This is a genomic window from Lacrimispora sp., from assembly GCF_031982545.1.
Taxonomy (GTDB): domain Bacteria; phylum Bacillota; class Clostridia; order Lachnospirales; family Lachnospiraceae; genus Lacrimispora.
This window is the reverse complement of the sequence record NZ_DALYXB010000010.1, coordinates 152,437-171,878: the sequence shown is the minus strand read 5'-3', so window position 1 is coordinate 171,878 and position 19,442 is coordinate 152,437. Positions and strand designations below refer to the sequence as shown.

Below are 19,442 nucleotides of genomic sequence, written 5' to 3'. Positions count from 1 at the left end.
CGCTGCTTTAACTTTATGGTAAAATATGGTAAAGTATGATAAGACATATATTAATTTCAACCATATAGGAGATGAACATGAAGGATTTTAAATACCGCAGTTACGTTTGCTGGGGAGTAACTGCTCTTGCAGTAATTGCATTAAGCATTGCATTTGCTTTTTTTCTTTCCCGGTTTGAATCGGTAAAAGGCACGATGAGTTTGATTGTAGAAATCTTAATGCCTGTCATTTATGGCGCAGTTCTGGCATATCTTTTATTGCCGGTTTATAACAAAACAAGAGATATGGCAGCCCGTATGCTGAATGCGGTCTTTCACAACAAGAAAACGGTTCGCTCCATTTCAAGAGCTCTGGCGACTCTGGTCAGCCTGTGTTTTTTGTTTGTGATTGTCATAGGACTTTTCTCAATGATTATACCCGAAATTTATACAAGCATTATGGGGATACAGAATAATTTCGGTGATAACATCAACAATATTGCACTTGGACTTCAAAAGCTGTTTCAGGATAATCCTGCTTTTGAAAAAGCCATAATTCCTATCTATGATCAGGTTGCCAGCCGGCTTCAGAACTGGATGACCACTGATTTAGTCCCCAATATGTCTTCCTTAATCGGCAGCTTATCCAGCGGTCTGTTAAGCGTTGTACTGGTTTTTAAGAATATATTAATCGGCGTAATTGTTATGGTATATATTCTTAATATCAAAGAGACGCTTTCTGCTCAGGGAAAAAAAATCATTTATAGTATTTTCTCCTTAAAAACGGCGAATCAGGCAATTGAAGAAATCCGTTTTGTACACCGTGTATTTGGCGGATTTATTACTGGTAAGCTATTAGATTCTTTAATTATCGGAATTATGTGCTTTGTGTTACTCAATGCAATGAAGATGCCCTATGTACTGTTAGTCAGCGTAATTGTGGGAGTTACTAATGTAATACCATTTTTTGGTCCCTTCATTGGGGCGATTCCCAGTGCATTTTTAATACTTTTAGTCAGCCCGGTAAAGTGTCTCTATTTCCTGATTTTCATTTTGCTTTTGCAGCAGTTTGACGGAAATATACTGGGACCTAAAATTCTTGGACAATCCACCGGACTGCCTAGTTTCTGGGTACTGTTTTCCATACTTTTGTTTGGCGGATTGTTTGGATTTGTGGGAATGATTATTGCCGTGCCCACGTTTGCAGTGATCTACAGTGTGATTACCAGACTGGTGAACGGGTCACTGTCAAAGAAAGATCTCTCTTTAAAAACAGAAGATTATCTGAATTTGGATCGGATTGAAGAAGAGAAAAAAACATATATGAAATAAGAGGAGCGCATGAATAAAAAGTCATTGATCGGATTTGTCGTCGGAATTCCTCTCCTGGTTATCTTTCTCATTCTCATTATTCTGATGAATGAGCCGGAGCCAGAGGGGATCTCAAGGGGGTTGGCATGCAAGTCAGCAGCTCTCCTTCTTACAGACAGAGAAAGCTTGGAAAAAATGCCGGAAAATCAAAAACAGCAATATTTCTCCAAACAGGATCAGAGCCTCTGGTATGCAAAATATATGGATTACTTATATGCCAATGGCTATCTTGATGCTGGGCTTATGCCTGCAGACAAAGAAACTGCACAAGGTTTTTTAACTTACCAGGAAGCAGAAAGTCTGGCAGAAGCGCTGGTTCCTGGTTCTGGAACCAACATTCATGCAGGAAGAAAGAATAAGAGCAAACACATAACCGCCGATGAATGGTGGAATCTGTTTGACGATTTAAAAAAAGAACTTGATAAAGAAAATCAGATAAAAACAATAGATGTACTTCTATATGGAACGCCTTCTAACATAAATCCATCTTCCGTATGGACTGCCTATACCAGTGAAGGCACCTTCGGGTTTGAAGGAATCAGTCTGGATTCTTATATTGACTGGGAAATAAAGATTCTCGTGAAAGGCAGTGAGATCATTGCACTAAAAGAAGTGGTAAGTGATTCTGTTACATATAAGAATGTCTGGCTGACTGCTGGGGATAGTCAGACATTCCAGGTGCACTTTGGTTCTGTTGTCAGAAACTTCCCTCTGGATACATCATTAGGGCAGACGGAGGATCTGGTTAATAATCTGGCAGATATTAGTCTGAAACAGGGAAATCTTGAAAAAGTTACTTTGAAGAAAAAGAGAATATCCGGGAAGGTGCTTGCCATTACTGATTCTTATATAGAAATTGAGAATTATGGAAAGCTGAAGTTTGATAAGGACTTTAAAGTATACCGTCTGTATGGTCAGTTTGAAGAACGGACTGTTACCGATATTTTAGTTGGCTATGACATCCAGGATTTTGTAGTAGCCCATGGAAAGCTTTGTGCAGCTTTACTTGTTCGTGAATTTGATGCAAAGACCATACGGGTGCTTTTGATGAATACGAATTTCCAGTCGATCTTTCACCCATCGGTCACACTCTCCTCTGACACAGGTCTTACACTGACTTACGATAAAGAGACTGTCCAGGTACCTCCAAAAGCGGAAGTGATCGTCGAACCATCAGATGAAAGGTTAAAGAGCGGCAGAATTGTGGCAGCTCCTCTGGAAAAAGGCGGATCGATAGAGGTGAATTCCATAAGCCGTTCCTATGGGACACCTTCTTATGGCGGAACCATTGAGATCAGAAAGGATTCGGATGGATTACTTCTGATTAATGAACTGTATCTGGAGGATTATTTAACAAAAGTTGTCCCAAGTGAGATGCCAGACAGCTACGAAAAGGAAGCGCTGAAGGCCCAGGCTGTGTGCGCAAGAACCTACGCATACCGCCAGATCCAAAGCAATACCTACAGCAAATATGGTGCCCATGTAGACGACAGCACACGTTTTCAAGTGTACAATAATCTTCCTACTGCGGCGAAGACAGAAGATGCAGTTCGGGAAACTTACGGGAAACTGCTGTTTTATGGAGATACTCCCATTGAAGCATTCTATTTTTCCACCTCCTGCGGCCATACCACAGATGGCAGTGTATGGGGAGGAGATCCAGCCCAGTATCCTTATCTGGATGGGAGTCTGCTTCAGGATGGAGGGGCAGTGTTAAATCTGTCCACCAATTCTGATTTTGAACAATTTATAAAGAATAAGGATTATCCGGCTTATGATTCCTCATTTCCCATGTATCGGTGGGAGGCGACAGTAACAAACCGGCAGCTGGAAGAAGAAATTACTGAGGTAGGCTCTATCTTAAACATTACAGTGGTTGAAAGAGGAGTAGGGGGTATCGTAAAGAAGTTAAGAGTCGAAGGCTCGGAGGGGGTAATGACCATAAGTGGAGAGGGTCAGGTCAGAGCCAAACTTGGTAATAAATATATGACTCTTACAAAAAAAGACGGAACCCAGATGAAAAATTTTGATTCCCTTCCCAGCGCTTATCTGGCCATAGAAAATCAGGGAGTTGATGAAAAAAACATCACAACGTTTCATATTTACGGCGGCGGCTTTGGCCATGGAGTGGGAATGAGCCAGAACGGAGCCCAGACAATGGCAAAGGAAGGAAAATCCTTTGAAGATATCCTGCAATTTTTTTATCGTGGTGTAAAGGTATGCGAGGCAGACAGCGTAAAGGAATGAGAGAGCGTCTTCCTGCGTACAATGTAAAAAAAGCCCAGGATGTTTATATGCAGGATCAGAAATTGGAGAATCTGCTGAATCTCGCTCTCAGTGCAACTCCGGAAGAGCGGGAGAAGTCAGGTAATTTAAATGTAGGATATAATCCCGTGGAAAAAACATGGGATGTGATTGTAAAGCATTCCGGAGATATCAGTTTTCTTACCCAGATAGGAATCAAGGTGGAGCCAATGTTAAATGAGTATGCCATCTTGAATGTACCGGAGTCCCTGATTGATCAGTTAAGTGATCTTCCCCAGATTGAATATGTGGAAAAACCAAAGAGGCTGTTTTTTGCCATAAATCAGGCAAAAGCGGCCTCTTGTGTCAATCTGGTCCAGCAGGGAACGAACAATCTGACCGGGAAAGGTGTTCTTGTAGCCATTATTGATTCGGGAATTGATTATTATCATGATGATTTTCGCAACCCAGATGGAACCACCCGGATTGTAAAGCTGTGGGATCAGACCCTGGACAGAGTATTTACAAAAGAGGAGATTGATGCGGCTCTGGCAACAGGAAGCAGAGCAGAGGCCAATAAACTGGTTCCATCCGTAGATATTACTGGTCATGGAACTGCGGTAGCCTCCATTGCAGCGGGAAACGGCAGGGAAAACCGGGGTCAGTACAGAGGGATTGCATATGAAAGTCCTCTGTTGGTGGTGAAGCTGGGAGTGCAACAGGAAAACGGATTTCCAAGGACTACTGAACTTATGCGTGCAGTGAATTTTGCAGTAAAAGAAGCAGTCGATATGCAGATGCCGGTTGCCGTTAATTTAAGCTTTGGCAATACTTATGGATCTCACGACGGAACCAGTCTTTTGGAAACATTTCTTGATGATATCTCTAATTATGGAAAAACTGTAATTGTGGTTGGTACAGGAAATGAAGGGGTTGGTGCCGGACATATTTCAGGAACATTGACCATGACAAGTCCCCAGGAGATCGAACTAAGTGTGGGGAATTTTCAGCAGAGCTTCAGCGTCCAGCTCTGGAAATCTTATGCGGATTTGTTTGATATCAGCATCATAACTCCTTCAGGAGAAGTGATAGGCCCTATCAGCAGCCGGCTTGGCCCCCAGACCATCCGGTACGGGAATACGCAGATTCTTTTGTACTATGGAAAACCGGGACCATACAGTGTAGCACAGGAGATTTATTTAGACTTTCTTCCTGCGGACACATATGTTGACAGCGGTATCTGGAAATTCAGGCTGACTCCCAGACAGATTGTGGAGGGGAAATACGATTTATGGCTTCCCTCCTCTGGTGTATTAAATCAATCCACCCGTTTTTTACGGGCAACGCCAGAAACAACACTGACCATTCCCTCAACGGCTTCCAAAGTTATTTCAGTAGGAGCTTATGATGATACCTACCAATCCTATGCCGATTTTTCAGGAAGAGGTTTTACCAGAAGAACGAATCAGGTAAAGCCTGATCTGGCTGCACCGGGAGTAGGGATTATTGCCGCATATGCAGGAGGAGGTTATGATTCCGTGACTGGAACTTCGTTTGCGACACCTTTTGTCACTGGCAGTTCCGCCCTTCTCATGGAGTGGGGAATTGTGGATGGAAGAGATCCGTTCCTTTTCGGGGAAAAAATAAAAGCATATCTGATCCGCGGGGCAAGAAAGCTTCCCGGAATCACCCAGTATCCCAATCCGGAACTGGGATATGGCGTTTTATGTGTCAGTGACAGTCTTCCTGTGTGATACAAAAGAAAATCCGTTGGAAAACAGACAGAAATGTTTTATAATGGATACAGTACTTTACGGAGGTGTGAAATGGAAATCAGGCATGAGCTGGTAATTCCCAATAATGATCTTCCTTTCCGGCTGTTTATTTTCGAGGGAAGGGAAGGAAACTATAAAGTGACAAAGCACTGGCACCATTCGGTAGAGATTTTTCTGGTACTGGAGGGAGAGATTGATTTTTTTATCAATAACACCCATCTTAAGCTTACCAGAGACGAGTATGTACTGGTCAATTCCAATGAGGTGCATTCCATCGAATGCCCCAATCCCAATATTACCATTGTCTTGCAGATTCCGGGAGAGACCTTTGAAGATTACATGGGAGAAGATTCCTATGTGAACTTTGAAAGAAAGGGAGAAGAGGCAAACCGCAGGCTGAAGGATCTTGTGACTTCTCTTTTTTTTACTTATGACAAACAGGAATATGGCTATAGTTTTCAGGTAAAAAGCCAGTTCTATCAGCTTTTGTATCTTCTGGTAACAGAGTTTAAAACAGAAAATATGGATAAAGAGATCATCCGGCAGAAAAAACAGCTGGATAAACTTTCTGATGTAACCCAGTATATGAGGGAGAATTATGATCAGGATTTAAAACTGGACTCGGTGGCATTGCGCTTTGGATTCAGTCCCACCTATTTATCCAGAATTTTTTTAAAGTATGCGCAGGTTAATTATCGTACTTTTTTAATTGACCTGCGTGTCAAATATGCGGTGCGTGAACTCATGGGAACGGATCACGAAATCGGGGAAATTGCCATGAGGCATGGATTTCCTGACAGCAGGGCATTTGCCAAGGCATTTAAGAAACGATATGGCTGTCTGCCCAGTGAATACAGGAAACACATCAGCAGCACCAGATGAGCACAGTGCAAATAATTTAATATAGGGTGTTAAAATTACTGAAAATATGATATAATGTACCATAACTTTGCGAAGGATGTGATCGAATGAATATCAGAGAATCCACTGAACAGTGGGAGGAAGCTTATTTAAGTCCTTATGCTGCTTTTAGTAAAAATACCAAGGGCAGAGAACGGGAAGAAGAACCCTGTGATATCCGCACCGCTTACCAGCGGGACCGTGACAGAATCATTCACTGTAAAGCATTTCGAAGGCTGAAGCACAAGACTCAGGTGTTTCTGGCGCCGGAAGGTGACCATTACCGGACAAGACTCACCCATACACTGGAAGTTTCCCAGATAGCAAGAACCATTGCCAAATCCCTGCGCATGAATGAGGATTTAACAGAGGCGATTGCGTTGGGACATGATCTTGGACATACTCCATTTGGCCATTCCGGAGAATCAATTCTTAATGAGATCTGTTCCCAGGGGTTTGCCCATTACAGGCAGAGCGTACGGGTAGTTGAAATCCTGGAGAAAAACGGAATGGGTTTAAATCTCACATGGGAAGTGAGAGATGGAATCCTAAATCACCGGACCAGTGGTCATCCGTCCACTTTAGAGGGGGCCATTGTGCGGCTGTCTGACAAAATTGCCTATATTAATCATGACATTGATGATGCAATCAGGGCCAGGATGTTTGTGGAGGAGGATCTTCCAGGCTGCTATACCGATATTTTAGGACATAGCGTCAGGGAGAGACTGAATAATCTCATTCATGATATTATCAATAATAGCTATGAGAAGAATGAGATCATCATGTCTTCTGATATGGAGGCAGCCATGCAGGGACTTAGAACCTGGATGTTTCAGCATGTTTATAAGAATGAGATTCCAAAAGCAGAAGAAGGAAAAGCACAGAAGATGATTGCCATGCTTTTTGAGTATTACATGGATCATCCGGATAAGCTTCCCCAGGAATACCGGTATTTAATGGAAAAAGGCGATGCAAGCAAGGAACGTGCTGTTTGTGATTATATTGCCGGTATGAGTGACAGCTACGCTATCGACCGGTTTGAAGAACTGTTTGTACCAAAGGCATGGAAAGCAATTTGACAAATAAGTATTTTATCATAAATCTTTATGAAAGGAGGATGATGGCTTTATGCGATATTCGGAAGACATAATTGAAGAAGTCCGCGGAAGGAATGACATTGTGGATATCGTATCAGGGTACGTGAAACTGCAAAAAAAAGGCAGCAATTATTTTGGCTTATGCCCGTTTCATAATGAAAAGTCTCCCTCCTTTTCCGTGTCACCGGCCAAACAGATGTATTACTGCTTTGGTTGCGGTGCAGGCGGTAATGTCATTACCTTTGTTATGGAGTATGAGAATTATTCCTTCTCAGAAGCGTTTAAGATGCTGGCAGACCGGGCAGGAGTGAAACTGCCGGTGGAAGAATACAGCAGGGAGGCAAGGGAGCAGGAAGATTTAAAGGCCGCTCTTCTGGAGATGAATAAGCTGGCAGCCAGCTATTTTTATTATCAGCTGAAGAAACCCCAGGGCGAAGCCGGTTACCGGTATTTAAAGGACAGGCAGTTAAGTGATGAAACCATAGTTCGATTTGGACTGGGCTACTCCAATAAAACCAGTGACGATTTATACCGCTATCTAAGAGGCAAGGGGTATGAAGATACTGAATTAAAACAGTCAGGACTAGTGACCATTGAGGAAAAAGGAAGTCATGATAAGTTCTGGAACCGGGTGATGTTCCCCATCATGGATGTGAATAACCGGGTCATTGGTTTCGGCGGAAGAGTTATGGGAGCCGGTGAGCCCAAATATTTAAATTCACCGGAGACAAAGCTGTTTGATAAAAGCAGAAACTTATATGGACTTAACTATGCCAGATTGTCACGTGAAAAATACATATTGATCTGTGAAGGATATATGGATGTAATTGCCATGCATCAGGCAGGCTTTACCAATGCGGTGGCTTCCCTGGGAACGGCTTTTACCACCCAGCATGCCCAGCTGTTAAAGCGGTATACGGACAAAGTAATTCTTACCTACGACAGTGATGGAGCAGGTCAGAAAGCGGCACTGAGAGCGATTCCCATTTTAAGGGATGCGGGGGTTTCCATTCGTGTTCTGAATATGGAGCCTTATAAAGATCCGGATGAATTTATAAAGAATCTGGGAGCGGAAGAATTTAAAAAGAGAATTGAACAGGCACAAAACAGTTTTCTCTTTGAGATTGAAGTTTTGAAAAAGAATTACAAGATGGATGATCCGGAACAGAAAACAGAGTTTTATAATCAGACGGCAAGAAAGCTTCTGGAATTTCCAGAAGCGCTTGAGCGGGAAAATTATTTAGAAGCTGTTTCCAGAGAATTTTTCATTAATTACCAGGATTTAAAACGTCTGGTTAACCGGCTGGGAGCGACTCTCGGACCCGTCCGGTCCTCAATAAGGGGAGAAGAGGAAAATAGCGGGAAGAATCAGCGGAAAAAAGAAAAAGAAGATGGCGTTATGCAGTCTCAAAGACTGCTGCTTACCTGGCTGATTGAAAATCCTGTACTATTTGATAAGATTATAGGGGTTATTACTCCTGATGATTTTATAGAAGAACTGTATCGTAAGGTGGCACAGATGGTTTTTGACGGACACGCTGCCGGAACACTGAATCCGGCCGAGATTTTGAATCATTTCATCGATGATGATGATCAATACCGGACTGTCGCAGGTCTTTTCCATGCGAGCTTAAAAGAGTCTCTTGATAATGAAGAACAGAAAAAAGCGTTTTCGGAAACAATAATGAAAGTGAAAAAAAACAGTCTGGATCATGCCAGCCGTCATGCAGCAGGGATAGAAGAACTGCAAAGAATTATAAAGGAACAGGCTGCGCTGAGGGATTTGAATATTTCGCTGGATTAGGGTGTACACTATAGGCAGGCTGTGGAAGGATGGAAAAACATGGACGAGAATGTTAAGAAGACAGCAGATAAGATGGTGGGTTCAGGAAAGACAGAAGAGGAACAGGTTTTTGGCAGCAGGCAGGAAGAGTCAACAGCAGCGTTTGAGGAGAAGTTAAACCAGCTCCTCTTATTGGCGAGAAAAAAGAGAAATGTCCTGGAAAATCAGGAAGTACTTGATTTCTTTATTGGAGAGAGTTTAGATTCAGACCGTCTGGATCAGATCTATGATTTCCTGGAGAGCAGCAAAGTAGATGTGCTTTCCATGGGGGGAGAAGAACTGGATTTAGACGAAGATCTGTTTTTGGAAGAAGACATCGAGGAAGAGGAAGAAATCGATATGGAAAGCATCGATTTATCTGTTCCGGAAGGTGTCAGTGTAGAAGATCCGGTCCGCATGTATTTAAAAGAGATCGGTAAAGTTCCCCTTCTTTCCAGTGAAGATGAGATTGAACTTGCGAAAAAGATTGAGCTTGGGGATGAAGAATCGAAGCAAAGATTAACAGAAGCCAACCTCCGTCTTGTAGTCAGTATCGCCAAGCGTTATGTGGGGCGGGGGATGCAGTTTTTGGATCTGATACAGGAAGGTAATTTAGGACTGATTAAAGCGGTAGAAAAGTTTGATTACCGGAAAGGCTATAAGTTCAGCACCTATGCAACCTGGTGGATCAGACAGGCAATTACCCGTGCCATAGCTGATCAGGCTCGTACAATCCGGATCCCTGTTCATATGGTGGAGACCATCAACCGTCTGGTACGTGTATCCAGACAGCTTTTACAGGAACTGGGAAGAGAACCTGTGCCGGAGGAGATTGCGGCAAGGGCAGATATGCAGGTGGAGCGGGTACGGGAAATTATGAAAGTTTCCCAGGAGCCGGTTTCTTTAGAAACACCCATCGGTGAGGAAGAAGACAGCCATTTAGGTGATTTTATCCAGGATGATCAGGTGGCGGTTCCTGCAGATGCGGCAACATTTACCATGCTTCATGAACAGCTGATGGAAGTTCTTGACACCCTGACAGAGCGGGAACAAAAGGTGTTAAAACTGCGGTTTGGTTTAAATGACGGGCGCCCCAGAACCTTAGAAGAGGTTGGAAAAGAATTTAATGTTACAAGAGAACGAATCAGACAGATTGAAGCAAAAGCTTTGCGAAAACTGCGCCATCCCAGCAGAAGCAAAAAGCTGAAAGATTATCTGGATGATTAAGAAATAAGACGGAGTTTACTATGAAATTATCAAAACGTTTGGAAATGATCGCTTCCTTTGTACCTGGTGGCAGCCGTGTGGCTGACATCGGTACCGATCATGGTTATATCCCGATTCATTTAGTACAGGAAGGGATTGCAAAATCTGCAATTGCCATGGATGTGAGAGAAGGGCCTCTTTTAAGGGCCCAGACTCACATAAAAGAGGCAGGTCTTACCGACCTGGTTGAAGTCCGTTTAAGCGACGGGCTTTTAAAGTTAGAGAAAAATCAGGCTGACTGCGTTGTCATTGCTGGCATGGGCGGAGAGCTGATCATACATATATTGGAGGAGGGACGGCATTTATGGGACAGTATCTCATACTGGGTCCTGTCACCTCATTCGGAACCTTATAAAGTTCGTAAGTTTCTTGCAGAACATGAATTTTCTATGGGAAGAGAGACTATGATAAAAGAGGACGGAAAATATTATTCTGTCATGGGTATTACCAGAGATTCTATGGTTTCGGAAGATAGGGATCCGGAACTGGGGTACCGGTACGGAAAAGACCTGTTAGATTCAAAAAATCCGGTTTTAAAGGAGTTTTTGCAGAAAGAACAGATACAGATTGGTGAAATTTTAAAAGGACTTCAGTCAAGCGGAACAAAAAATGCAGAGAGCAGAATCCAAGAACTGAAACTGGAACTGAAGTGGAATAAGGAGGCACAAGATGCAATGCAGCAAACTGATTGAAATACTGGAACAGCTGGCGCCTGTAAAATGTGCCTGTGACTGGGATAATGTAGGACTTCTTGTGGGACGGAATAAAAAAGAGATAAAAAAAGTATTTATCGCGCTGGACGGGGATGAGAGAGCAATAGAAGAGGCAGTGCAATATGGAGCCGATCTTCTTTTGACCCATCATCCCCTGATTTTTAAACCTGTAAGCAGAATTACTGACAGTGATTTTATCGGTGAAAGACTGATGAAGCTAATGAAGCATGATATCTGTTGTTATGCCATGCATACCAACTTTGATGCAGCACCCGGATGTATGGCGGATGCGGCTGCCGGTAAGTTAGGATTAGAAAAAACCCAGGTACTGGAAATGGAAGGGAGTGTTCCGTTTGAAACACCGGAAGGGATAAAAGAACTTCCATATGGAATCGGAAAGACGGGATATTTAGAACAGCCTTTGACGGTAAGAGAGCTGGCAGGACTGGTAAAGGAACGCTTCAGGTTACCGTTTGTTACCATATACGGAGAGCGGGATATAATTGAGCCGGTATCTTTTGTGGGAATCAGCCCGGGCGCTGGTTCCAGCATGATAAAACCTGCGTTGAAAGCAGGAGTGAAAGTACTGATTACTGGTGATATCGGACATCACAGCGGAACTGACGCGGCAGCAAATCATATGGCGGTGATCGACGCAGGTCATTATGGACTGGAATATCTTTTCCTGGATTTCATGGAAGATTTTTTAAAAGCCAACGTGGGAGAGAACCTGGAGATTTGCAAGACAGATGTGAGATTTCCGGAGACATTTTTATAAGGAGGAAAAGAATGGCGATTGTAACAATAGATGGAACTAAAAAACAATACCAAATTGGAACGACTTATCAGGATATAGCAAAGGAGTATCAGCCCCAGTATGAAGACGAGATCCTGCTGGTGGGCATCAACGGAAAACTGAGAGAACTTCACAAAACGGTTCAGTTTGACTGCACCCTTCAATTTTTTACTGGAAAAGATCAGCCGGGAATTCAGACTTATCACCGAAGTGCGATTTTTCTCATGATGAAAGCATTTTATGACGTAGCCGGTTCCGAGAATATTGAAAAAGTAACGGTTGACTTTTCCCTTGGAAAAGGCTATTACATTCAACCTCATGGTACGGTAGAGCTGACCAATGAACTGTTAACCCGGGTATTAACCCGCATGAGGCAATACGTAGATCAGAAGATTCCTATTATGAAGCGAAGTGTCAATACAGATGATGCCATTGAATTGTTTCATAAGCATCGGATGTATGACAAGGAACGGCTTTTCCGTTACCGCAGAGTCTCCCGTGTGAACTTATATAGCATCGGCGGCTTTGAAGATTATTTTTACGGATATATGGTACAGAACACAGGGTACATTAAATATTTTAATATCGTACCTTATGATGAGGGATTTATGCTCATGCTCCCGCAAAAGGAAAATCCTAAGGAAGTTCCTGTTTTTGAAGCAGAAAAAAAACAGAAGCTCTTTAAGGTATTAAAGGAAAGCGTAAAATGGGGAGAGCGTCTGAATGTTTCCCATGTAGGAGCATTAAATGAAGTCATCGCTGCAGGCGATATCAATGAGCTGCTCCTGATTCAGGAAGCTCTTCAGGAGAAAAAGATTGCTGAAATAGCAGCACGGATCGGTTCGGACCGAAGTAAGAAATTTGTTATGATCGCGGGACCGTCGTCCTCAGGAAAAACAACATTCTCTCACCGATTATCGATACAGTTAAAAGCACAGGGTATGATTCCCCACCCCATAGCGGTGGATGATTATTTTGTAAACAGAGTCAACAGTCCGAAGAATCCAGACGGTAGCTATAATTATGAAGTGCTGGAATGTCTGGACATCGATCAGTTTAATAAGGATATGACGGCTCTTCTGGCTGGAGAAACGGTAGAGATGCCAAGATATCAGTTTAAAACAGGGGAACGGGAATATCGTGGTGATTATTTAAAGCTGGGCGATGACGATATTCTGGTAATTGAAGGAATACACTGCCTCAACGACAAGCTATCTTATTCACTTCCAAAAGAAAGTAAATTCCGTGTTTATGTCAGTGCGCTGACCCAGTTAAATATTGATGAACACAACCGGATTCCAACTACAGACTGCCGGCTCATCCGGCGTATGGTGCGGGACGCCAGAACAAGAGGTGCCTCGGCCCAGGATACCATACGCATGTGGTCCACAGTAAGAGAGGGGGAAGAAGCTTATATTTTCCCATTTCAGGAATCTGCAGACATGATGTTTAATTCTGCCACTGTATATGAATTATCTGTTTTAAAACAGTTTGCGGAGCCGCTTTTGTTTGGAATACCAAGAGAGTCACCTGAATACATGGAAGCAAAACGGCTTTTGAAATTCCTGGATTATTTTCTGGGAGTTAACAGTGAAGACATTCCCCGCAACTCCATTGTGCGAGAATTTATTGGAGGAAGCTGTTTTAGGGTGTAAGTAAGCGGGGTTTGTATGGATACACTGATTAATAAAAGAGTTACAGCAGTACTGATTGTCTGGTTCATTTGTGTTGCGGTTTCTGTACTTTACGTAATGAATTATGTGGTTAAAAGAAAGCAGACAAGGATGGAACATGCGGGATATGTGGCATCGGAAGAGATTAATAAACTTCAGTATGCCATTGATTCCCGTATATTAAAAACAGAAATTCTTCGGTTAATAGTGATTGAGCAGAAAGGCACCATGAATGACTTTAACAGCATTGCGGAGAAAATATATGCCGATGATTCTTCCATACGCAGCATACAGCTGGCACCGAATGGAGTGGTGACTATGGTATATCCATTACAAGGCAATGAAAATGCATTTGTGGATTTGTTCCATGATGAGAAGCGCAGGGCAGAAGCCGAGTATGCCAGAGATTCAGGAAAGACCACTCTGGCAGGACCGCTGGAGTTATATCAGGGCGGCCTTGGTATCATAGCAAGAACGCCGATATTTTTAAATAATCCCAATGGGAGCAGGAAATTCTGGGGTTTTAGCATTATTATTCTAAATCTGCCACAGATTTTTGATCAGGCAGGCATTGATTATTTGTCAAACCGTGGATATGATTACCGCATCTGGCGCAGGAATTCTGATACAGATGAAATTCAGATTATTGATCAGAGTATGTCAGGAGTAATGAAGGATCCGGTTGAGCAGGATATTGCAGTACCTAATGGCATATGGACATTAAGTCTTTCACCGAAAAAAGGCTGGGTACCGGTTGATTACTGGCTATCACAAGCTGTTTTATGTTTCATTATCTGTTGTTTTTCGGCAGTTATATTTTATGGATTTCTCATTGTGGAGAAGCAGAAAAGAGAGCTGTTTGTGCTTGCGAATACGGATTCGCTTACAGGACTTCATAATGAACGGTGCTTTGTTGCAGCTATTAACAGGCTGACAGATTCTTCCCACTCATTTGGTCTGCTGTATCTGGATATAGACAAGTTTAAACTGGTTAATGATAATTTTGGACATGATATGGGGGACAGACTGTTAATTGAAATTGCCGAACGGCTGCGTGGCCAGATTGGCAAAAATGATATGGCCTTTCGGATTGGCGGAGATGAGTTTGCCATACTGGTCAGGGAGAAGAAAGAGAAAGCTTATTATGAATCGTTAAAAAAGTCAATAAGCGAAGCCATTGGTGAGTCATTTGTCATGGAGCCATCCATATTTTATCCCAGGGCAAGCTGCGGATATGCCAGATATCCGGAAGACCAGTCGGATGGAGAGGCGTTAATCAGACAGGCTGATCAGGAGATGTACAAGGAAAAAAACCGCCTCAGTTAAAAGTTAGCTTTACAAATGGCTGGAACTATGATAAGATTATATGGTTTTGAGTAAGACAAATGGTCGCAGCTGCAAAGCCGAAAGGCTGCAGGTGAGGAAAGTCCGGGCTTCACAGGGCAGAATGCCAGATAACGTCTGGCGGAGGTGACTCCAGGGAAAGTGCAACAGAAATAAACCGCCGCATCTGCGGTAAGGGTGGAAAGGTGGTGTAAGAGACCACCGCTCTTCTGGTAACAGAGGGGGTCCATGTAAACCCCATTCGAAGCAAGACCGAACAGGAAGCACAAGGCGGCCCGTCTGCTTCCGGGTAGGTCGCTTGAGCCTGCTGGTGACGGCAGGCCTAGATAGATGGCCATTCAACGACATAACCCGGCTTATCGTCTTACTCAAAGCATTTAATGAATGAAACATTTAAATAGAGGGTATCGCTGTATCACATTTTTGGTGATTTTGGCGTTACCCTCTTTTTTTTACAGGAAAATGGAATACGGTTACAGAATGTCAGACGAATGGTCCAGCTGGAACTGGTAAATAAGCTGATTTAAATTTTCTGCTTCTGCAGCCAACTCCTCGCTTGCAGCAGAGCTTTCTTCCGCTGTGGCTGATGTAGTCTGTACAACAGTAGAGATCTGGTCGATTTCATGACTTATTTTTTCCAGAGCATCAGTCTGTAATAAGGAAGCTTCGGTTATTTTATTCATCAGTCCGGTTAACTGCTCGGATTTAGTGAGAACAGTGTTTAAGGAACCTTTCGTATCATCAGCCATTTGTGCTCCGTTTATAATGGAGTTTAAAGTACGGTCAATCAGATACTGAGTCTTTTGGGCAGATTCAGTACTTAAAGAAGCGAGACGGCGTACTTCATCAGCAACGACAGCGAATCCTTTTCCGGCAGCCCCGGCCCTGGCCGCTTCGACGGCTGCATTTAAGGCAAGAATATTTGTCTGAAAGGCAATACTCTCCATGGTTTTAATGATTCCGCCTATCTCGCTGGAGTTATCGGAGATATCCTTCATGGCTGTATTCAGTTCCATCATCCGATCATTGCTGGTACAGAGTTCTTCCTGTGTTTCAAGCAGGAGAGCATTAGATTTTAAAATTCCATCCGTATTTTCTTTTATCTGACCTGATATATGGCTTACTGTCTCGAAAAGCCGTTCAACGGAATCGGCCTGTTCTATGGCATTTTCCGCCAGAATTTGTGACCCCTGTGATACCTGTTCAGAACCGTTTTTGACCTCCTGTGAGGCAGTCTGCACATGATTTAATGTAAGGTTTAAGGAATGCAGGATTGTTTCCATGGAGGAGCGGATTGGTGAAAAACTGTTTCTGTAATCCACGTTGATGGTTACAGTCATATCTTTGTCAGCCATTTTTTTCAGCACTTCGGAAATATCGTTTATGTAGAGATTCAGTGTCTTGATAAGACTGCGGACATTCTCAGCAAGAACACCCAGCTCATCTCCTGCCCGGTAGGTGACATCTGTGTCCAATTCGCCTGAGGCCAAAGCTGTGGTAGCAGATTCCAACTCCCTGATTGGTCTCGTGAGGCTTTTAGTCAGGAGGATACATAATAAAACAATGGCAGATAATGTGATTGCCGAAAACAGAATAAGAACGGTATAAATTCTTACAGATTCCGTTTTTCCGTCTGTATAGAACTGGCTTGCACGATTGAGAGCGGCCTGCTCTAACTGGGTGGCAATGTCGCTGGCAGCAGCCGAATTTGGTTCAAAGGAATCTAAATAGATGCGAAAAGCATTAGCAGAGTTGCCTGATTTACACAAAGTGATAATTTCCTCAGTCATCTGATCGCGTTCAGTCTGTGAATCTATAATTTGCGCCAGTTTTTCCTGACTTTCCGGTTGTGTCATGTTCTTTTGTAAAAGTGAGGTTTTTTCATTGAGCTGGGCCGTTGATTGAATAATTTCATCTTCCCACTGGGAAATATCATCTCCCTTTTTGCGCTGGATGATCAGAATAAGGTTTTTTTCAATTGTACGTAAGTCGTACTTGATATAAAGTGTGGCATTGGATACTGTAAACGGGCGGTTATAAAAAGATGTGAAAGTTGTGTATAGTTTGTTCATTCCCCTGCCGGAGAGCAGGGATGAGATCATAAACAGGAGAAAAATCAATCCGAATGCTGCTGTGATTTTCTGACCTATTTTCCAATTTTTCATAAGATGTCCTTTCATTCGTAACGTAAGAAATAAGCAGCCAAAATAGATATTATTCTGGCTGCAGGCTTTTTCATTTTAAATAAACAGTGATGCGATAGCATTAAAAACTGTAGCCGAGATGACACTGACGGGTACAGCAACAAATAAAAGACGGGGGAACATGGCGGTGCGTTCTTCGTCAGTTGTACAGGTGCCCAGAACCAGACTTCCGCCGGAAGAGAATGGGGAGATTGCTGAACTCTGTGCGCCGATTACAATGCTGCTGAAAATGATCAGCGGATTGATTCCCGTTGCAGCCGCCAGGGAAGGAACCAGTGGAAACAGTGCAGGGCATACAACTCCAAGGGTGCTGGAGAAGAAACTCATTACCGATCCGATCAGGCTGAATGCGATTGGAACCACATAGACCGGCAGACTGGAACCAGCCCAGGACGCCATTAAATCAAGTGTGCCTGCTTCTATGGCGACGTTGATCAGCATACCTACACCGCATATCATAATAATGGTATTCCATGGGACTTTTTTGATGACTTCATCCTGAGGAGCCAGCTTTAAAAATAAAGCAGCAGCTGAAAAAACAATGGCTGTCAGACCAACATCTATTTTGCTGTTAATAAATGTTACAGCAGAAGATGCCGGGAAGATAATGTGCAGGATGGGGAACAGCAGAACGACTGCTATCATAACAATAATCAGAATAAGATTGATTTTTTGTTTTGAAGTAAATGCGTCTGGCTTTTCAAACATTGTATTTTTTTGAACTCCGCTGTTTTTCCGTGTAATAAAGCGGAATATCACGATCAGTAAAAGAGAGAAGATAACACTCTCAATAAAGATTATAGAAGTATAGTTAAATGAAACACTGGCATAATTATTTTCATCCATCAACCCTCTGAATATAATTCCGCTTCCGCTGGTCATGAAATTTGCTCCAGACAGAGCACCGCAGTTAACCGCTGCAGCCCCCACCATTTTGTCCATTTTCGCTTCTTCACAGATTAACAGTGCAATTGGTGCCATAAAGGCCATAACGGTAAAGAATCCCGCACCTAATGCTGCGATACCCGCGCTGGCAAAATAAAGAGCGAAGGGAAGAAGACCAGGGAATCTGCGGCAGGCATAAAGCAGATTCCGGGCGGTTTTTTCCAGTGTCCCGTTTACGAGAGCGAAGTTATAGAAAAGTGAAACAGAAAAAATAACAAACATGGTACTGACGGGCCAGCCTCCAATTACTTTTTTTGGTGCTAAACCCAGAGCAAAACAGCCTAACAGATAGGCGAATATAATTGCGAATATACCAGTATTAAAGCCTGTTTTGTACCCGATAATGATTGCAAGTGCAATTGCCGATATGATTAATATATTTATCATAAAACATAACCCCTCTTTTTGTTTTATTGACTTTCATCTGACGTTATATTAAGTAGTTCTGACTGGATTGTATGAGTCATGTGGTAAACTTCTGAGTCTGGTATGCCGTTATCCACAAGATACTGTATATATTGTTCCATTGCAATTTCCCAGTTTGGATTTTCTACCTGTCCTCCGTCTGTGGAGACCATGACATTTTTATATCCGCATTCTTTTATGGCTTCCAGATTCATAGGCAGGTTGCTTTTATATTTTCCTCCTCCCAGAGGCTGGGCAAAGCAGTGTTCCAGAATTACCCCGTAATCTTTTACAATGCGCACCTGATCAGTAATGTCCATACCCACAAGCCACCACTCCGGATGAGTAACTACTATTTTTCTGACTCCTGCGTCTCTGGCAGCTTCTACTACCTGAAAACACTCATCTGGAGATATATGGGCTGTTGCAAGTACTGCATTATAGTCTTTGATCAGCTCGAAAATATCCTTTAATTCCGGTACGATTTTGGAATCTCTGATTACATCAATGCAGTCATCTGTGGACTGGTTCAATTTTAGCTTATGATTTCTTGCAGACTGTGTGGGAAGCCATATGACTTTTGCACCCAGTTTTAAGCCGCTTTCAACCGCAGCGGAGTTGATTCCTCCAATCTGTCTGTTTAAAGTTACGCTGCCGTACATGGTGAAGTTATTGTCACCGTTGTGTGTTAATTTGTTATGCTGGTTACATAAATATGCCCTGTCTACGGTTGTGCCCTGGTGTGTTTTGATTACAATTGCTCTTGCACCCACCTTTATGGCAGCTTCCATCAATTCGAAATCGTCATAAGCCCGGTGACGAATATCAGGATTTGAGTGGACATGCATATCAATGATACCCCCTAAAGATACCTTACTCATTTAACATCTCCTTTCTCTTATTTGGCAA

The 19,442-nt window shown here is 42.9% G+C and carries 14 protein-coding genes and 1 other RNA gene; 12 read left to right on the top strand and 3 right to left on the bottom strand.

Annotated elements, in window-relative coordinates:
* Positions 1 to 77: 77 nt before the first annotated feature.
* The 12 genes from ABS301_RS17665 (at position 78) to rnpB (ending at position 15,354) form a co-directional block, all read left to right on the top strand.
* The gene (locus ABS301_RS17665) at positions 78 to 1,310 is read left to right on the top strand and encodes an AI-2E family transporter (RefSeq protein ID WP_349673461.1); all 1,233 of its coding nucleotides are present in this window, start codon (positions 78 to 80) and stop codon (positions 1,308 to 1,310) included.
* A 9-nt stretch (positions 1,311 to 1,319) separates the two neighbouring features.
* Entirely contained in the window at positions 1,320 to 3,596 is a 2,277-nt protein-coding gene (locus ABS301_RS17660; protein WP_349673460.1) for a SpoIID/LytB domain-containing protein, read from the top strand.
* A 47-nt stretch (positions 3,597 to 3,643) separates the two neighbouring features.
* Positions 3,644 to 5,347, top strand: a complete 1,704-nt coding sequence (locus ABS301_RS17655; RefSeq protein WP_349673553.1) for a S8 family peptidase — start codon at positions 3,644 to 3,646, stop codon at positions 5,345 to 5,347.
* Between the two features lie 72 nt (positions 5,348 to 5,419).
* Complete coding sequence (locus tag ABS301_RS17650; protein WP_349673459.1) at positions 5,420 to 6,250, top strand: AraC family transcriptional regulator; 831 nt, start codon at positions 5,420 to 5,422, stop codon at positions 6,248 to 6,250.
* A gap of 86 nt (positions 6,251 to 6,336) precedes the next feature.
* Complete coding sequence (locus ABS301_RS17645; protein ID WP_349673458.1) at positions 6,337 to 7,347, top strand: deoxyguanosinetriphosphate triphosphohydrolase; 1,011 nt, start codon at positions 6,337 to 6,339, stop codon at positions 7,345 to 7,347.
* A gap of 49 nt (positions 7,348 to 7,396) precedes the next feature.
* Positions 7,397 to 9,169 carry a DNA primase gene (gene dnaG, locus ABS301_RS17640; RefSeq protein ID WP_349673457.1) on the top strand — a complete coding sequence of 591 codons (1,773 nt, stop codon included), beginning with the start codon at positions 7,397 to 7,399 and terminating at the stop codon, positions 9,167 to 9,169.
* A 72-nt stretch (positions 9,170 to 9,241) separates the two neighbouring features.
* A complete protein-coding gene (gene rpoD, locus ABS301_RS17635) occupies positions 9,242 to 10,414 on the top strand; it encodes an RNA polymerase sigma factor RpoD (protein WP_349673552.1) in 1,173 nt (390 codons plus the stop codon).
* A gap of 20 nt (positions 10,415 to 10,434) precedes the next feature.
* A complete protein-coding gene (locus tag ABS301_RS17630) occupies positions 10,435 to 11,145 on the top strand; it encodes a tRNA (adenine(22)-N(1))-methyltransferase (RefSeq protein ID WP_349673456.1) in 711 nt (236 codons plus the stop codon).
* Positions 11,123 to 11,944 carry a Nif3-like dinuclear metal center hexameric protein gene (locus tag ABS301_RS17625; protein WP_349673455.1) on the top strand — a complete coding sequence of 274 codons (822 nt, stop codon included), beginning with the start codon at positions 11,123 to 11,125 and terminating at the stop codon, positions 11,942 to 11,944. Before ABS301_RS17630 ends, ABS301_RS17625 begins: the two co-directional genes overlap by 23 nt.
* Positions 11,945 to 11,955: 11 nt before the next feature.
* A complete protein-coding gene (locus ABS301_RS17620) occupies positions 11,956 to 13,617 on the top strand; it encodes a nucleoside kinase (protein ID WP_349673454.1) in 1,662 nt (553 codons plus the stop codon).
* Positions 13,618 to 13,632: 15 nt separating this feature from the next.
* Complete coding sequence (locus ABS301_RS17615; protein WP_349673453.1) at positions 13,633 to 14,961, top strand: diguanylate cyclase domain-containing protein; 1,329 nt, start codon at positions 13,633 to 13,635, stop codon at positions 14,959 to 14,961.
* Between the two features lie 47 nt (positions 14,962 to 15,008).
* An RNA gene (rnpB, locus tag ABS301_RS17610) (RNase P RNA component class A) lies at positions 15,009 to 15,354 on the top strand.
* 98 nt (positions 15,355 to 15,452) lie between these two features.
* On the opposite strand, the gene ABS301_RS17605 is transcribed toward rnpB, so the two are convergent.
* The 3 genes from ABS301_RS17605 to ABS301_RS17595 all read right to left on the bottom strand — a co-directional run bounded on the left by ABS301_RS17605 (position 15,453) and on the right by ABS301_RS17595 (position 19,414).
* Positions 15,453 to 17,144, bottom strand: coding sequence for a methyl-accepting chemotaxis protein (locus tag ABS301_RS17605; RefSeq protein WP_349673452.1), 1,692 nt, complete (start codon positions 17,142 to 17,144; stop codon positions 15,453 to 15,455).
* Positions 17,145 to 17,219: 75 nt separating this feature from the next.
* On the bottom strand, positions 17,220 to 18,515 hold the full coding sequence (locus tag ABS301_RS17600) for an SLC13 family permease (protein WP_349673451.1): 1,296 nt from the start codon (positions 18,513 to 18,515) through the stop codon (positions 17,220 to 17,222).
* Between the two features lie 23 nt (positions 18,516 to 18,538).
* Positions 18,539 to 19,414 (bottom strand): DUF6282 family protein, encoded by an 876-nt coding sequence (locus tag ABS301_RS17595; protein ID WP_349673450.1) that lies wholly within the window; start codon positions 19,412 to 19,414, stop codon positions 18,539 to 18,541.
* Between the last annotated feature and the right edge of the window lie 28 nt (positions 19,415 to 19,442).

Excerpts from the sequence above, each read along its gene's own strand:
- ABS301_RS17665 (WP_349673461.1), top strand. The coding sequence starts at position 78 with ATGAAGGATTTTAAATACCGCAGTTACGTTTGCTGGGGAGTAACTGCT.
- ABS301_RS17600 (WP_349673451.1), bottom strand. The coding sequence starts at position 18,515 with ATGATAAATATATTAATCATATCGGCAATTGCACTTGCAATCATTATC.
- ABS301_RS17630 (WP_349673456.1), top strand. The coding sequence starts at position 10,435 with ATGAAATTATCAAAACGTTTGGAAATGATCGCTTCCTTTGTACCTGGT.
- ABS301_RS17615 (WP_349673453.1), top strand. The coding sequence starts at position 13,633 with ATGGATACACTGATTAATAAAAGAGTTACAGCAGTACTGATTGTCTGG.
- ABS301_RS17650 (WP_349673459.1), top strand. The coding sequence starts at position 5,420 with ATGGAAATCAGGCATGAGCTGGTAATTCCCAATAATGATCTTCCTTTC.
- ABS301_RS17625 (WP_349673455.1), top strand. The coding sequence starts at position 11,123 with ATGCAATGCAGCAAACTGATTGAAATACTGGAACAGCTGGCGCCTGTA.
- dnaG (WP_349673457.1), top strand. The coding sequence starts at position 7,397 with ATGCGATATTCGGAAGACATAATTGAAGAAGTCCGCGGAAGGAATGAC.
- ABS301_RS17655 (WP_349673553.1), top strand. The coding sequence starts at position 3,644 with ATGCAGGATCAGAAATTGGAGAATCTGCTGAATCTCGCTCTCAGTGCA.
- ABS301_RS17660 (WP_349673460.1), top strand. The coding sequence starts at position 1,320 with ATGAATAAAAAGTCATTGATCGGATTTGTCGTCGGAATTCCTCTCCTG.
- ABS301_RS17595 (WP_349673450.1), bottom strand. The coding sequence starts at position 19,414 with ATGAGTAAGGTATCTTTAGGGGGTATCATTGATATGCATGTCCACTCA.
- rpoD (WP_349673552.1), top strand. The coding sequence starts at position 9,242 with ATGGTGGGTTCAGGAAAGACAGAAGAGGAACAGGTTTTTGGCAGCAGG.
- ABS301_RS17620 (WP_349673454.1), top strand. The coding sequence starts at position 11,956 with ATGGCGATTGTAACAATAGATGGAACTAAAAAACAATACCAAATTGGA.
- ABS301_RS17605 (WP_349673452.1), bottom strand. The coding sequence starts at position 17,144 with ATGAAAAATTGGAAAATAGGTCAGAAAATCACAGCAGCATTCGGATTG.
- ABS301_RS17645 (WP_349673458.1), top strand. The coding sequence starts at position 6,337 with ATGAATATCAGAGAATCCACTGAACAGTGGGAGGAAGCTTATTTAAGT.